The sequence below is a fragment of the Kribbella sp. NPDC104218 genome (assembly GCF_055584105.1).
Genome location: NZ_JBVJMQ010000002.1, coordinates 910,914 through 925,483, shown reverse-complemented (window position 1 = coordinate 925,483; position 14,570 = coordinate 910,914). Strand labels below are relative to the sequence as shown.

Annotated in this window: 15 protein-coding genes; 8 read left to right on the top strand and 7 right to left on the bottom strand. The window is 69.5% G+C overall.

Features of this window, described 5'->3' with window-relative positions; all coding sequences use genetic code 11:
- Positions 1–14: 14 nt before the first annotated feature.
- Positions 15–563, top strand: coding sequence for a nuclear transport factor 2 family protein (locus ACZ6ZD_RS20200; RefSeq protein WP_465674247.1), 549 nt, complete (start codon positions 15–17; stop codon positions 561–563).
- 3 nt (positions 564–566) lie between these two features.
- Here ACZ6ZD_RS20200 and ACZ6ZD_RS20195 read toward each other — a convergent pair whose 3' ends face one another.
- From ACZ6ZD_RS20195 to ACZ6ZD_RS20185, 3 genes are all read right to left on the bottom strand, one after another.
- Positions 567–1,670, bottom strand: a complete 1,104-nt coding sequence (locus tag ACZ6ZD_RS20195) for an NAD(P)/FAD-dependent oxidoreductase (protein WP_465674245.1) — start codon at positions 1,668–1,670, stop codon at positions 567–569.
- A gap of 61 nt (positions 1,671–1,731) precedes the next feature.
- Complete coding sequence (locus tag ACZ6ZD_RS20190) at positions 1,732–2,385, bottom strand: response regulator (protein ID WP_465674243.1); 654 nt, start codon at positions 2,383–2,385, stop codon at positions 1,732–1,734.
- Positions 2,382–3,224, bottom strand: coding sequence for a sensor histidine kinase (locus tag ACZ6ZD_RS20185; protein WP_465674241.1), 843 nt, complete (start codon positions 3,222–3,224; stop codon positions 2,382–2,384). Before ACZ6ZD_RS20185 ends, ACZ6ZD_RS20190 begins: the two co-directional genes overlap by 4 nt.
- A 121-nt stretch (positions 3,225–3,345) precedes the next feature.
- Between ACZ6ZD_RS20185 and ACZ6ZD_RS20180 the strand changes: the two genes are divergently transcribed.
- The 4 genes from ACZ6ZD_RS20180 to ACZ6ZD_RS20165 are packed head-to-tail and all read left to right on the top strand — an operon-like array spanning position 3,346 to position 5,801.
- Positions 3,346–4,050, top strand: a complete 705-nt coding sequence (locus ACZ6ZD_RS20180) for an ABC transporter ATP-binding protein (RefSeq protein ID WP_465674239.1) — start codon at positions 3,346–3,348, stop codon at positions 4,048–4,050.
- On the top strand, positions 4,047–4,751 hold the full coding sequence (locus tag ACZ6ZD_RS20175; protein ID WP_465674237.1) for a hypothetical protein: 705 nt from the start codon (positions 4,047–4,049) through the stop codon (positions 4,749–4,751). Before ACZ6ZD_RS20180 ends, ACZ6ZD_RS20175 begins: the two co-directional genes overlap by 4 nt.
- Positions 4,751–5,278: a hypothetical protein gene (locus tag ACZ6ZD_RS20170; RefSeq protein WP_465674235.1), complete on the top strand. Its 528-nt coding sequence runs from the start codon at positions 4,751–4,753 to the stop codon at positions 5,276–5,278. The genes ACZ6ZD_RS20175 and ACZ6ZD_RS20170 overlap by 1 nt, the downstream gene beginning before the upstream one ends.
- A gap of 7 nt (positions 5,279–5,285) precedes the next feature.
- Positions 5,286–5,801 (top strand): NUDIX domain-containing protein, encoded by a 516-nt coding sequence (locus tag ACZ6ZD_RS20165; protein ID WP_465674233.1) that lies wholly within the window; start codon positions 5,286–5,288, stop codon positions 5,799–5,801.
- Positions 5,802–5,892: 91 nt separating this feature from the next.
- On the opposite strand, the gene ACZ6ZD_RS20160 is transcribed toward ACZ6ZD_RS20165, so the two are convergent.
- From ACZ6ZD_RS20160 to ACZ6ZD_RS20150, 3 genes are all read right to left on the bottom strand, one after another.
- Positions 5,893–7,953: a PQQ-dependent sugar dehydrogenase gene (locus ACZ6ZD_RS20160; RefSeq protein ID WP_465674231.1), complete on the bottom strand. Its 2,061-nt coding sequence runs from the start codon at positions 7,951–7,953 to the stop codon at positions 5,893–5,895.
- Between the two features lie 146 nt (positions 7,954–8,099).
- Positions 8,100–8,918 carry a MauE/DoxX family redox-associated membrane protein gene (locus ACZ6ZD_RS20155; RefSeq protein ID WP_465674229.1) on the bottom strand — a complete coding sequence of 273 codons (819 nt, stop codon included), beginning with the start codon at positions 8,916–8,918 and terminating at the stop codon, positions 8,100–8,102.
- A 4-nt stretch (positions 8,919–8,922) separates the two neighbouring features.
- Complete coding sequence (locus tag ACZ6ZD_RS20150; protein WP_465674227.1) at positions 8,923–9,525, bottom strand: cell wall protein; 603 nt, start codon at positions 9,523–9,525, stop codon at positions 8,923–8,925.
- Positions 9,526–9,549: 24 nt separating this feature from the next.
- Here ACZ6ZD_RS20150 and ACZ6ZD_RS20145 point away from each other — a divergent pair, with 24 nt between their 5' ends.
- On the top strand, positions 9,550–9,810 hold the full coding sequence (locus tag ACZ6ZD_RS20145; RefSeq protein ID WP_465674225.1) for a hypothetical protein: 261 nt from the start codon (positions 9,550–9,552) through the stop codon (positions 9,808–9,810).
- A gap of 295 nt (positions 9,811–10,105) precedes the next feature.
- Here ACZ6ZD_RS20145 and ACZ6ZD_RS20140 read toward each other — a convergent pair whose 3' ends face one another.
- Entirely contained in the window at positions 10,106–12,538 is a 2,433-nt protein-coding gene (locus tag ACZ6ZD_RS20140; protein WP_465674223.1) for a glycoside hydrolase family 20 zincin-like fold domain-containing protein, read from the bottom strand.
- 160 nt (positions 12,539–12,698) lie between these two features.
- Here ACZ6ZD_RS20140 and ACZ6ZD_RS20135 point away from each other — a divergent pair, with 160 nt between their 5' ends.
- Positions 12,699–13,595 carry an LLM class flavin-dependent oxidoreductase gene (locus tag ACZ6ZD_RS20135; RefSeq protein WP_465674221.1) on the top strand — a complete coding sequence of 299 codons (897 nt, stop codon included), beginning with the start codon at positions 12,699–12,701 and terminating at the stop codon, positions 13,593–13,595.
- Positions 13,592–14,569 carry an NADPH:quinone reductase gene (locus tag ACZ6ZD_RS20130; RefSeq protein ID WP_465674219.1) on the top strand — a complete coding sequence of 326 codons (978 nt, stop codon included), beginning with the start codon at positions 13,592–13,594 and terminating at the stop codon, positions 14,567–14,569. The genes ACZ6ZD_RS20135 and ACZ6ZD_RS20130 overlap by 4 nt, the downstream gene beginning before the upstream one ends.
- Position 14,570 lies beyond the last annotated feature (1 nt).

The window sequence follows — 14,570 nt, the reverse complement described above, 5'->3', positions numbered from 1 at the left end:
AAGGAACCACCCTCATGTCTCGCACCACCCGCCTGCTCGCCGCCCTCACCCTCACCGCCGGCGTCGCCCTGACCGCCGCCCCCGCCACCGCCGTCCCGGACGGAACCAGCATGTCCCAGCACGGCCGCCACACCCCACGCATCGTCCAGCAATGGGCGAACGCCTGGAACACCGCCGACCCCGTTGCCATGAGCAAGCTCTTCGCCCGCAACAGCACCTACACCGACCACGCCTTCCAAGCCACCTTCACCGGCCCCGCCGGCGCCAAGCAATGGGTCGAGCTCACCCGCGACAGCATCCGCCCACTCGAGGTCACCATCCACGACACCATCAGCACCGGCGACCGCATCGCCGTCGTCTGGACCTTCTCCGGCACCTTCACCGAAGACACCCCCTTCGCCCCCTACAACCCAGCCGGCAAATCCTTCGCCGTCCCCGCCACCACCATCATCACCCTCCGCCACCACCGCATCACCACCCTCGACGACTACTACAACCTCGCCGACCTCCTCCGCCAAGTAGACCTCCCCGCCGGCCCCTTCACCCCACCCGCGACCTCCTGACCCTCAGCTGAAGCGAGCCAGCGCGGGGTTGCGCATGGTGTAGAGGGCGCCTCGGACGATGTTTTCTTTGTATCTGGCGGCTAGGGGGCCGGTGAGGACTACTTTGCGGGGGGAGTCGTCGGCGTGGACGAACTGGATGAGGCCGTCGTGGCGGCCGAGGCTGATGCATTGGTTGAAGTAGCGGAAGCGGAGGGCGCGCGGGGTTCGGCCGGCGAGGCGGTCGGCGACGGCGCGGACGGCGTGGCCGGCCATGGGGATGCCGGTGGCGCAGGACATGCGCAGTTCGTCGGCGCCTTTGGGGCGGACGACGGCGGCGTCGCCGACGGCGGTGACGTCGGGGTGCGAGACCGACTGGAGGGACGGGTCGACGATGATCCGGCCGCGGTCGTCGACGGCGAGACCGGCCTTCTGGGCGATCTCAGGGACTTCGAAGCCGGTCGTCCAGACGACCACGTCGGCATCCACGCGGCCGCCGTCCGCGAGTTGCAGGCCGGCGCTGTCGACCGCGGCGACGCGCGCGTTCTCGACGGTGGTGATGCCGAGGCGGTCGAAGACCTTGTGCAGATGGCGGCGTCCGCGCTCGGAGACGGCCGCGCCCAGCCCGCCGGCGGTTACCAGCTGGATGTCGCGGCCCGGGTAGGTCTCGGCGAGCTCGGTCACCGCTTCGAGCCCGGTCAGCCCACCGCCGGCCACCGCGATCGACCCCGGCGCCTGCAATCGCGCGTACAGCTCCCGCGCGCTGTCCACATCCGCCACCGTGTACGCGTACTCGCGCACCCCGGCCACCGAGTCCAGATCCGCCCGGCTGCCCAACGCATAGATCAGGACGTCGTACGCCACCTCACCACTCGTCAGCCCGACCACGCGCCGCTCGGCGTCGACATACTCGACCTGATCAACCACGAACTCGACCCCGGTCCCCTCCAGCAGATCGACGATCCGCCGCGCCCGCAGGTCCTTCCCCGAAGCCAGCTCATGCATCCGCACCCGCTCCACGAACGTCTCCCGCGCGTTCACCAGCGTCACCCGCGCCTTCGTCCGCCGCGCCGCCGTCTGCGCCGCCACCATCCCGGAGTACCCAGCCCCCAGCACCACGATCTGCGTCATCCCAACTCCTTTCGTCCCCCTTCGGACACGCGCCGCCAGGCGGGTTGTGACATGACGCCGGTCACATCCGCGGTGTGACGAGCCCGTGGTCGTAGGCGGCGATGACGAGCTGCGCGCGGTCGCGGGCGTGCAGTTTGGCGAGCAGATTGCCGATGTGGGTCTTCACGGTGCCGGTCGAGATGTGCAAGGTCCGCATGATCTCCTGGTTGGACAGGCCGCGGCCGACCAACGCGAGCACCTCGGTCTCGCGGTCGGTGAGTGACGCCGGCGCATTGGTTGCTGTCGGCACCGAAAGGTAGTGCTCGACGAGCCGGGTCAGGATGCTCGGGGCGAACAACGACTCACCCGCGGCGGTTCGGCGTACGGCGTCGAGCAGCCGTTCGGGCTCGGCGTCCTTCAGCAGAAAGCCGCTGGCCCCGGCGCGCAGCGCGGCATGAACGTATTCGTCGAGCTCGAACATGCTGAGCACGAGCACCCGGGTCGTCGTCAGGCGCGGATCGGCGACGATCCGCCGGGTCGCGTCGATCCCATCGCCGCCGGGCATCCGAATGTCCATCAGGACGACGTCCGGTCGCAGCTCACCCGCCTGCAGCACCGCGCTGTCACCGGTCCCAGCCTCACCGACCACGACGAGATCGGCGGCGCCGTCCACGATCAGCCGCAGGCTGTGCCGGATCAGCGGCTGATCGTCCACCACCAGGACGCGGGTTGTCATCGAGCCTCGGGAAGCTCTGCGACCAGCTCGTACCCGTCGCCCGCCGGTCCCGCCGTGAGACTGCCGCCCAGCGCCGCGATCCGCTCCCGCAGCCCGGTGAGCCCGGCGCCCGCGCCCGGGTGCGGCGTCCAATCAGGGCCGGGGCCGTCGTCGGCGACCGTCACCACGATCGCGTCGCCGGTTCGGCGTACGACGACCTGCGCGCGGGTCGGCCCGGCGTGCCGAGCGGTGTTGGCGAGCGCCTCGCGGACGACGGCGCACACCGCGAGCTGGACCCCGCCGGAGACGCCGCCGAGCTCGCCGATCTCGGCCCGCGCCTCGACTCCGCTCCGGCGGGCCGAAGCGACGATGTGGGGCAGATCGGCCAGTGAGTCAGCCGGCCGCAGTGATGCGCCGGGCGTGCGCAGTACGGCGAGCATCCGGCGCAGCTCGGTGGTCGCCGCGCGGCCGGCCGCCTCGATATCGGTGAGTGCGGCGGCCCGCTCGGACTCACCGCCCGGCCCAGTGACCCGGCGTGCGGCGGCGGCGCGGACGGTGATCAGGCCGAGCCCGTGCGAGGCGAGATCATGCAGCTCGCGAGCGATGCGCAGCCGCTCGGCATGCGCGGCCCGCTCCGCGGCCCACTCCGTCAGCTCGTGTTCGAACCGGCGGCGCTGGCGGCGGGTCTGCCACAGGGCCCAAGCGACCACCGCCGCCGCGGCACACACCACCACGAGCGTGACCGCGATCGCTGCCACCGGTGGGCTCGCGCCGACAGCCGCGAGGACGAGGAGCAGCAGGATGAGGACGCCGACCGCAATCGGCCACGCCCGGGAGCGCAGTACCGGCCGACCGTCCATCGGCTCAGTCTAGGTTTCCGGACGGGTCGCGACCTCGGCCCTGGGTCTGATGGACCACGGGCCGAAGCGGTCCGAACCTGAGGCCGATGACCGCCGGATCGCGGGCGGCTGGGATGGGCCGATGATCTCGATCGACCAGCTCGTCAAACGCCATCGATCCCGGACCGTCCTGGATCACGTCACGTTCGAGGCGCGCCCCGGACGCGTCACCGCGTTCCTCGGCCCGAACGGCGCCGGTAAGTCCTCGACGCTGCGGATCCTGCTCGGTCTCGACCGCCCCGACGCGGGCAGCGCGGTGATCGGCGGACGCCCGTACCGGACGCTCCGAGACCCGCTGCGCAGCGTCGGATCCATGCTCGAGGGCTCCGGCGCGCACCGGTCCCGGACCGCACGCAGCCACTTGACCTGGGTTGCCCAGAGCAACGGTATCGACCGACGCAGGGTCGGGCAGGTGCTCGATGAGGTCGGTCTTGCCGACGCCGCCCGGATGCGGGTGGCGAAGTACTCGCTCGGAATGGGCCAGCGACTGGGCATCGCGACCGCGCTGCTGGGCGAGCCGGCGACGCTCGTCCTCGACGAGCCGGTGAACGGTCTCGACCCGGCCGGCATCCGCTGGATCCGGCGGTTGCTCCGCGGGCATGCGGACGCCGGGGGCACGGTCCTGCTGTCCAGCCACCTGATGAGCGAGGTCGCGGACGTCGCCGACGACTTGGTGGTGATCGCGGGCGGCCGCATCGTGTCGACCGGGACACTCGACGAGGTGACCGCCGGCTACGACAACCTCGAGGAAGCGTTCTTCGCACTCACCGGCGAGGTGACTCGATGAATCACCTGTACGCCGAGCTGCGGAAGGCAGGCACACTGCCGGCCGTCTGGGCCGGATTCGCGGTGACGTTCCTCGGCGTGGTCGCCCTCACCGTGGTGACCGCCGACCAAGGATCGCCGGTCCTTTCGGTCCTCCCGCTCGGCACGGTCGGCGCGGTGGTCATCGGAGTCGTCGTCTTCAGTAGCGAGTACACCGCCAACAGCGCGGACGCCGGTGGCGGCCGACAGATCACCAGCACGATGGTCGCGAACCCACGCCGTACGTCGATCCTGGTCGCCAAGGCGATCAGCGTCGTCCTGCTCGTGCTCGCGACGGCTGCCCTCACGTTGCCTACGGCGTTCGGGGTAGCCGCATTGGCTGGTGCGGATCCGGTTCTGACGGTGCCGGGATACCTGCGCGGCACGCTCTATTGGGTCTTGAGCGCATTGATCGGTTTCGCGATCACGGTACTGGCGCGCAACGGCGTCCTGCCGCTGGTCGTGATGATCGTGAACAGCTCGGTTGTCTCGTTCTCGTTCCTGCTGTCGAAGCTCACCCCGTTGGCGCACTGGCTCCCGGATCTGGCTGGGCGGCGGCTCTTCACCGGCGTCCGGACGGTCGATGGCGGTCTGGACGCCGTCCCGGGCGCGCTGGTGATGACCGGCTGGGCAATCGGGTTGTGTGTGATCGCCGGTCTCGTGCTGGCCCGGCGGGACGCGTGATGCGGCTCCTGCTCGCGGAGCTGACCAAGCTCCGGACGTTGCCGATGACAACCATCATTGTCGCCGCGACCCTGCTGGTCGCCGTCGTCGTCAGCACCGCGGGCGAACCCGTCGCGGACTACGCCCAGCCAGGGCTGATCGTGCTGGGCATCCTGCCGATCGCCCACGAGTACGTCGGCCGCCAGTACCGAACCTCGCTGGGCGCAGTCCCGAACCGCTGGCAGTTCGTGGCCGCGAAGTCCGCCGCCTGCTTGCTGATCGTGGCGGCGACCAGCTTCGCGGTGAGCCTCGGATCGCTCGACGGAGTCGTGTTCCTGATGTTGAGCGGCCTGCTTGCCCATGTGGTCGCGCTGCTGGTGCGACAGTTCGTGCCCGCGCTGGTGATCACCTTGGTCAGCGCGTTGCTCCTCGGGCCGGTTCTGGGCGATCCCGGGTGGCTGCCCTTGCAGTCCACCGGGATCACGCTCGCCTGGATCGCGGGTATCGGGGTGATCGGGACGTACCGCTTCGTCGTCCGGGATGCATGATGGTGGCGTGAATCGACAGGACGACCTGATGGCCGATGGTCCGCCGGAGCCGGAGTTTCATCCCGGAGTCGCAGGGCGGTTGCCGCGGAAGCGGGTTGCGGGTGGGGCGTTGATCCGGGACCGGGACGGGCGGATCTTGTTCATCGAGCCGACGTACAAGCCGATGCTGGATATTCCGGGTGGGATCGCCGAGGCGGACGAGTCGCCGTACGACGCGTGCCGGCGGGAGGTCTTGGAGGAGGTCGGGCTGCAGCTGGCCATCGGGCCGATGCTGGTGGCCGACTGGGATCCCGCGCGCGGCGTGTGGCACGACGCGCTCGCGTTCGTGTTCGACGGCGGCGTCCTGAACGGGGACGAGGAGCTGGTGTTACAGGCGGGGGAGGTGCGGACGGCGGTGTTCCTGACACTCGAGGACGCACGGCCGCGGCTGAAGCCGTCGATGTACCGCCGGCTCGGGCTCGCGCTGCAGGCTGTGGAGTCCGGCGTGCCGCAGTACTCGGATTTCGGGCGACCGCGTCCGTAACGACATGACGTAGTCGTCTACGTAGACCGCCCGGCACGCTCAGGATCGAGCGGCCGGGCGGTTTCGGAGGGACTACCTCATGTCGTTGGCGTCAGCCGAAGCGGAGGCGGACGATCACGTTGTCGAGAGTGTTCGGGCTACCGCCGTTGCGGTCGCCGTTGGTGGAGGTCAGCCAGAGGCCTCCGTCGGGCGTCTTGGTGACGCTGCGCAGGCGGCCCCAGCGGCCGGAGAAGACCGCTTGCGGGTTGCCGACGCCGTTACCGGCGGAGTTGATCTGCGTGACCCACAACTGCGAGCCGGTGACGCCGGCGATGTAGATCCAGTCGTTGACGATCTCGATCCCGCTCGGGCCGGCCTGGGACGTCGACCAGGTGCGCTTCGGCGCGATGAAGCCGCCGCAGCTGCCGATGGTCCCCTCGCAGGACGGCCAGCCGTAGTTGCCGCCCTTCTGGATCAGGTTGAGCTCGTCCTGGCTGTTCTCACCGAACTCCGAGGCCCACAGCTGACCGCGGGAGTCCCAGGCCAGACCCTGCGGGTTGCGGTGGCCGCGGCTCCAGACGTAGCGGGCGTTACCGCCGCTGCTGAAGAACGGGTTGTCGCTCGGCGCGGTGCCGTCCGGGTTCATCCGCAGGATCTTGCCGTTCAGCGAGCCGTTGTTCTGCGCGTTCCCGGTGTTCTGCGCGTCGCCGACCGACGCGTACAGCTTGCCGTCCGGACCGAAGCCGATCCGGCCGCCGTTGTGGAAGCGGTTCTTGGTCAGCCCGGTCAGCACCGGCGACGACGTCGTGGCCAGGACGCCGTTCACCAGCTTCATCCGCACGACCCGGTTGTCGTTGGCGGCCGTGTGGTAGAAGTACACCCAGTTGTCGGTGGCGAAGGTCGGCGAGACGGCGATGCCGAGCAGGCCGCCCTCACCGGTGGTCGTCACCGCGCCCGGGACCTTGCCCAGCGTGGTCTTCGCACCCGTCGAGGTCACCCGCACGACCTCGAACCGGTCCCGCTCGGTGACGAGCGCCGAGCCGTCCGGCAGGAACGCGACGCTCCAGCCGAGGTCGACCTTCGCGATGTCTCGGTCGAACGCCGGGATACCGCCGCCACCGGTCGCCGACGTCCGCACGGTCAGCGCGTTACTCGCCGCCGACTCGTTGTTGTTCGGGTCGCGGGCCTTGACCGTGAACGTGTAGTTGGTGTTCGGCGTCAGCCCGGTCACGGTCGTGGTCAGCGAGCCGGTCGACGCGACCTTGGTCGCGCCCTGGTAGACGTCGTACCCGGCGATGCTGCCGCTGTTGTCAGTGGATGCGTTCCAGGCCAGCGAGACGCTGTTCGCGGTCACGGACGTCGACCGCAGGTTGCCCGGCGCCGTCGGCGGCTGGGTGTCGTTACTCGGCGGGGTCGTGAAGGCGACCACGTTGCTCTGCTGCGAGGCGTTGCCCGCGGCGTCGTAGGCGCCGACCGAGATGTCGTACTGCGTGTTGGCGGTCAGGGTGTCCACGGTCGCGGACAGCGTGTTCGCGTCGACGACCTTGAGGACGTTCCCGCCGCGGTTGATCTCGTACCGGGTCACGCCGACGTCGTCCGACGCGGCGGTCCAGGTGAAGGTCGCGGCGTTCGACCGGATGTTGCTGACCACCAGGTTGCCCGGCGGGGACGGCGGGTTGGTGTCGTTCGTGGTCGGGTTGACGGTCAGCCGGTCCGCGTTCGGGCCGCCGTCGGCGGTGGTCGCGCGGGCCCGGATCTTGTTGACTCCGGCAACGAGTTGGAGGCGGACGGTCTTGGTCTGCCAGGTGGTCCAGGCGCCGGTGCCGGGATAGGTGATCCCGACGGCGCCGGCCTGGCCGTTCACCGTCCAGTCCAGCGGCCGGGTGGCCGCCGTCCCGTTGGCGAAGCGCAGCGTCACGTCGGCGGGCCCGGCCGGGGCGCTGACGGTCCATTCGACGTAGCTGCCGACGAGGTTGTCGTAGTTGACGAAGCCGCTGCCGGTGAACCCGGCATGGTTGGACTCGACCACGCCTTGCGAGATGGTCGCGTCCTCGGCCTGGTAGTCGGTGGGGGCGGCGGTGGCGGACGGCGGAGCGGCGGCGACCAGCGCGAGGGCTGCGGCCAGAGCCGTCGCAGCCGACACGGCGGCACGCCGGAGCGAGCGAGGTGTCATCAGTTCTCCTGGGTTCCGGGGCGGAGGAGCTGCAGGGGAAACCACACATCGTTAGGAAGACTTCCTAACGATGTGTGGTGATGACACCACCTTCTGTCGACGACTGTCAACAGGAGGGAAGGCGCTTTCCGGACAGGGGCGGAGGATCAGGCCGGTAGGGCGACGGGCCGGTACAGCGTTTGACCGGAATCGTCGTCGACGACGGCGACGCGGACGGCGTCACCGGTATGCGGTACGGCGAACACGGCGGTCGCCGGGCGGCCGTCGTACCTGGCGGTGTAGCTGACGTACCGCCAATCTTCGTCGTCCCAGTAGTCGCGAATATCGGAACGCAGCAGTCCGGTGACGGCTCGGTACGCCGGGCTGTGCATCAGGCGGCGTTGGGTCGCCGCGAGCGGAGTGCCGGTGGACGTCGTACCGGCGAGGGGATGGCTGAGGCGGACGCGAAGCCGCCGGAGCGGGAGTAGCCAGTAGCGGTCCAGCTCGGCCGACAGGACGACGTACGCAGCGGCCTCCAGGAGGAGGACGAGCGTCGTCGGGCCGGTCGACCACCATCCTTCGGTGGCGGTGAGGGCCGCCAATGATGTTGCCAGGAGCAACGATGCGCGGACGATCGCGCGATAGCCGACGGGTTTGGCGGCGGCGCCCGTACAGCCGCAGGACGCCTCCGGGACCATCCGTTTGGCGTAGATCAGATAGCCGGTGAACCCCGCGAACAGAGCTGCCGCGGCGAGCGGTTCGACGATCGAGACGGGCGGGAGGAGCAGGGCGAGTGCGAGGGCGACCTCGATCCCGCCGACTGCCCGGTAGACCGGTGCGGCGCGACGCTCGCCGACCAGTCGTGGCAATGCGGTCTTCTTCGCCTGCTCGGCGACGTCCCGGCCGAAGAGCTTGCCGTACGCCGACCAGAGCAGGATCAAGCCGATCAGCAGCGGCTGGGCGGCCGCCAGCTGGTGCGCGGACATCGCGTCAGCCGGCCGCGTAGATCGTCGCGATGTCGATCTCGGTCGTCCCCGGTCGCCAGGCGCCGATCACCTGGACGTGCCGGCCGACCTTGAGCATCGTCAGGTCGGAGACGGCCGGGGTGCCGTTGTAGACCGCCGCGGTGATCCCTTGGCGGACGTGGCCGACGATCTTCTGGCCGTGGTGGTCCAGGTTGAGACTCGAGCGGCCGATCGAGTTCACCATCACGTCCAGGTTGACGATGTTGAGCCAGACCGACTCGGCAGCCAGGACGCCGTCCGGCAGTTTGACGCCGCGGGCGTACAGGCCGTCGCCGATCCGGGCCTCGTCGATCGTGGTCGGTTGGAGCTTCCAGATACTCGTCACTCCGGTGAGCTGAATCTTGTGCAGCCGGCCGTCGGATCCCTGTACCTGCAGGAGATCCTTGTTCCGGCCGGTGATCAGCCCTTCGGCGAAGTCCGGGTCCGGCAGTCCGGCGTCCGGGAACTGCTGACCGGTGGCGAACGCGGCCTCCGGCGCCAGCGAACCCATCGCGCTGGCGGCCATCAGTCCGGTCGCACCCAACGCGGCCCGCGTGAGCAGAGCGCGGCGATCCATGGTCGTTGTCATCTCGGCTCACCTCATCCCACGTCGATGCCGGCCGGAATCAACCCGGCACTCAGACTCGCGATCCGCGTGAACGCGGCCGGCGTCAGGTCCATCACCCGGTTGGACGCGCACGTCCCACCACAACAGGCGCGCTCCCCGCAGAACGACCGCGTCCGCGGCCCGCAGTCCGCGATCGCCGTCACGACCCGCGCGCCGTTACACAAGTTCGTCGTCGCGTGCCGGAACCCGCAGGTCCGCCGGGACACCCCGGTCACCCCGCAGTTGTCCGGCCGCGTGATCGCGTAACAAGCGTCCGAAGTGTTCGTCCACGCATGCTGCATGTTCCCCGAATGACACGTGTTACAAGCGCCGCGGCCGGTACTCGCACACGGTCCCCACGCGTTCCCGCAACAGAACCACGAAGCTTCACCGACAAGTCCGTACATCACACTCATGCCAACCTCCAGGTCTAGGGGCGGTAAGACCTCAGACCCTCTTTGTACTCCTCCCAGCAAAAATCTCCCACCCCTCAACCGAAACAGAAACTTTTTGCCTAAGTAGGCGGCGGTGCGGACTGCGGAGGCTCGAAAACCGTGGCCTGTCAGGCTGGGAGGGAGCCTGGCCAGTCGTCGGTTGTCAGTTCGTTGGTGCGGGCGTTCCAGTAGCGGTGGCCGAGGGTGGCGGTGGGGGTTCGGTAGAAGGTGTGTTGTTGGGTGGGGGTGGCGTAGCCGGTGGGGTCGGTGGTGACGGTGTTGGGTGGGGTCCAGAGGTCACGGGCGGGGGTGGTGGTTTGGGTGGGGGTGTAGTACCAGTGGGCGAGGGCGTTGGCGGGGGTGCGGGCGAAGACGTGTTGTTCGTCGCGCCAGACGTAGGCGACCGGGTCGCCGGTGAGTTCGCCGGCCCAGTCCTCGGTGGAGATTCGGTCGGCTGATTGGTCCCAGTGGGTGTGGGCCAGGCGGTTGGCGGGGGTTCGGTAGAAGGTGTGTTGCTGGTCGCCGTAGGCGAAGCCGGTGGGTGCGGAGGCGACGGTGTTGGGGCCGGTCCAGGTGTCGCGTTGTGGGGTGGTGGTCTGGCGGGGGGTGTACCACCAGTGGCGAAGGGAGCCGTCGGGGCCGCGGCCGAAGACGTGCTGCTCGTCGTTCCAGACGTAGGCGACTGGGGTGCCTTCCAGGGCACCGCCCCAGTCTTCCGTTTTGATGTCGCGGCTTGAGCGGTCGTAGTAGCGATGCGTCAGCCCGCCGGCGGCGTTGCGGTAGAAGATGTGTTGCTGGTCGAAGTAGGCGAGGGCCGCGGGGGCGGAGGTCAGGGAGCCGGGGCCGGTGTTCCAGTTGTCGAGGTGCGGCGCGTTGGCGTCGCCCGGCGTCCATTGCCAGTGGGCCAGCGAACCGTCGGCGGTCTGGCCGAAGGCGTGGTGCTCTTCGCCGTGCTGGAAGCCGATCGGCTGTCCTTGCAGAACGGGCCCCGGCCAGCGTTCGCTCACCACGCCGGTGGCGTCGCTGTAGGACCAGTGCAGTACGCCGCCCGCCGCACCGGCCGCGACCAGCACATGCTGCTCGGCCCCCTTCACGAACGCCCGCCCACTCAACCCAGCCGTCTCACCCAACCACCCCTCGTTCCCCGGCGCATGCCCGAGCTGGGTGATCCGCGGCGCAAACTCGGCGTACGTCTCGACCGGCCGATCGATCGCCCACGTGCGCTGCGCGAGACTGCGCATCGGCGCGAAGATATGCGCCGCGATCTCCGAGTTCGAAACGGTTGTCTCGTAGTCCATCCACACGTGCAGCTTCGCCCCGAGCAGGCCGGCGTCGGTGTCGAGGACCGCGCTGCCGTTGAACGCCCCGACCCGGAAGTCCCGGTAGATCTCTTCCGGGTCGAGCGCGAGGTCGCCGCCGACGTTGTAGTACAGCTGGTGACGGTGGCAGTTCTGCAATTTGTAGCCCTCGGCAAGCAACTGCTGGGCGGGGACGCCGAAGTTCTCCCAGTGCTCGATGGCCACACTCTTGTCGATCCGCACGACCGCGTTCGGGAACAGGTCGTCGTTCCAGATCCGCGCCTGCATGCCGTGCGCCTGGACGACGGCGTTCGCGTGGTTGACGAAGTCGTACACGAGGTCTCGCTCGGTCGCGTTCCTGCCGAACATCCCCTGTGCGCGCTCGAGGAGCGTCGGGTAATCGGCGTAGTCGCCGCGGTGCATGTACTCGTCGGCGCCGAGGTGCCAGGTCGGGGTCGTGAACGCGGGGAGCAGCTCCTCCAGTTTCCGGCGGGCGAAGTCGAGGCCCTGCGGTCCCCTCAGGTCCAGGCTTTGGGGTCGTCCCGGTAGGTGGGGGTGGCCGGTGACGTTGTTCATGTGGCCGGGCATGTTGAGTTGGGGGACGACGGTGACGTGGTAGCGGGCGGCGAAGGCTGCGACGTCCTGCATGTCGGCGACGGTGGCGAGTGGGTAGCCGACGTAGAAGTACAGGAGGTTGAGTTTCAGGTAGGCCATTTCGCGGATCTGCTCCTGCCACCACAGCAGCGGTAGCGCGCGGAGCTCGTTCGCGATCAGCAGGCCGCGCTCGGGGTAGGCCGGCCAGTCGCGGATCGTCCCGGCCGGGATGGTCGTTGCCGTCCGCAACATCTGCAGCAGGGTTCGCGTCCCGTAGAAGCAGCCCCGCGCCGTCCGCGCCTCGATCCGGACGGCATCGCCGACGATCAGCCGATACCCCTCGTCACCCAGCTCCGTGTCGTTCACCAGCGTCAAGAAAACATCTCCGGACGCCGGCGAAGCGGCCTGGACGACGATCGGACGCCGACCCGTCAACGCCAGTAGATCCTCGGCGACCGTGGCCGTCGTCCCACTCAAGGACGCCGAGTCGGTCACCAGCCGGGTGTTCGCGGCGTACTGGTAGGCGCCATTACCTCCCACCCACTCCCGGACCTGCGGGATCGTCACCGGTGGACCGGTGACCGCGGCCGCGGCCGCGCTGTTCGGCCAGAGGTGAAACGCTGCCCCGGCTCCGACGACTCCACCCAGCACCGCACGGCGAGAAATCATGGATTCAGCGTCGGCGGCACGCGCGACCCGAACCAACCGTTCAGGCCTGGTCGAAACCCGCTTCGACGGTAGTGGAAGAGCCTGACAACTGACGATCCGGACCCCTCGATTGAATTAGTCACAGTCGATGACTATCATCATCGGTGACTAAAGGAGTGTCATGACCGTTCTCGGTGTCTCGATCGCGCCGACGCTGGATATCGAGCAGGACCGCGCGCTCGCGCTGACCGCCGAGCGGGCGGGCCTCGACCTGATCGGCGTCCAGGATCATCCGTACGTTGCCGGCTACCTCGACGCGTTCACGCTGATCGCCGACCTGCTCGCGCGGACCGAACGCATCCACGTCTTCCCGGACGTCGCCAACCTCCCGCTGCGACCCGCGCCCGGCCTGGCCCGGGTGGCCGGTTCGCTGAGCCGCCTCTCCGGCGGCCGGTTCCAGCTCGGCCTCGGCGCCGGCGGCTACTGGGACGCGATCACCTCGATGGGCGTCGAGCGGCTGAGTCCGCGGCAGGCGCTCGCGGCCCAGGAAGAGGCGATCACCTTGATCCGCCGGCTCTGGCAGCCGAATACCAAGGTCACCTCGGCGGGGGAGTGGTACGCCGTCACCGGCCTCGCCGGTCAAGCGCCCGACCCGGCCGGCGTGGAGATCTGGCTGGGCTCGCAAGGCCCGCGCAGCCTCGCGCTGACCGGGCGCGTCGCCGACGGCTGGGCCGCGCCGATCCCGTCGTACCTCCCGTACGAGCGGTGGGGTGAGAGCAACCGGATCATCGACCGCGCGGCCGTTGAGGCGGGTCGCGAGCCGACCGCGATCCGTCGCCTTGCGCAGCTCGTCGGCACCATCACCACGGCGCCCGGCAGCACCGAGCTGCGGGGCGCCGAACCCATCCGCACCGACGCGAAGGGCTGGATCGAGATCCTCACCCGGCTCGCCGAGCGGGACGGCTTCACCGGCTTCGTGCTCTGGCCCGAGCACGCGGACGACGACCAGATTCGCCGCTTCGGCGAACAGATCGCCCCAGCGATTCGGGGGCTCAACTCAGAAGGAGAACGGCGATGAGAGCCGCCTGGTACGACCAGCAGGGTGCCGCCCGGGATGTGTTGCAGACCGGCGAGCTGCCGGCGCCGGAGCCGGCGTCCGGTGAGGTGCGGGTCCGGATCGAGCTGTCCGGTATTCACGTCGGCGACATCGGCAAACGCCAGGGCTACTGGGGTTCGGTGATGACGTATCCGCGGGTGATCCCGCACGGGGACGGCGTCGGCGTCATCGATGCCGTGGGCAACGGAGTCGGCAAGGAGCGGATCGGCGAGCGGGTCTGGGTGTACCTCGCGCAGTCCTACCGCCCGGGTGGGACGGCGGCGGAGTACACGGTCGTCCCGGCCGATCGCGCCGTCGTCCTGCCGGGGCAGGTCGATGCCGCCCAGGCAGCCGGTCTCGGGATCCCGGGGATCACCGGGCATCGCGCGATCATGGCCGGCGGCAGCGTTGCCGGTAGCAACGTCCTGGTCACCGGCGCCACCGGCGCGGTCGGGCGCGCGGCGCTGGCGACCGCGAGGCGCGGCGGTGCGACCGTCCTGGCCACGGTACGCCGCGCGGCCGAGCGCGACGCGGCCCTGAAACTCGGCGCCCAGCACGCATTCATCGCCGGGCCGGACCTGCGCGACCAGATCGTCGACGCGATCGGCGCGGAGTCGATCGACCTGGTCGCCGATCTCGCCTTCGACAAGAACGTCGGGCTCGCGACCGATCTGCTCCGGTACGGCGGCTCGATCGCGACTTACGCGACCGGCGAAACCGAACCCGCCGTTCCGTTCTGGCAGCTCGCGTTCAAGAATGTCACCGTGCGTTTCCTCAGCAACGACGACTTCCCCGAGGCCGCGAACCAGGAGGCGGCCCGCGACCTGACCGCCGCGCTCGCGGCCGGTGACCTGCACTACGACATCCGTGCGACCTACCCGCTCGAGCAGATCGCGGCGGCGCACGAGGATGTCGAGCAGGGCTCCGGTACGTCGCGCGTCCTCGTCGAGATCTGAG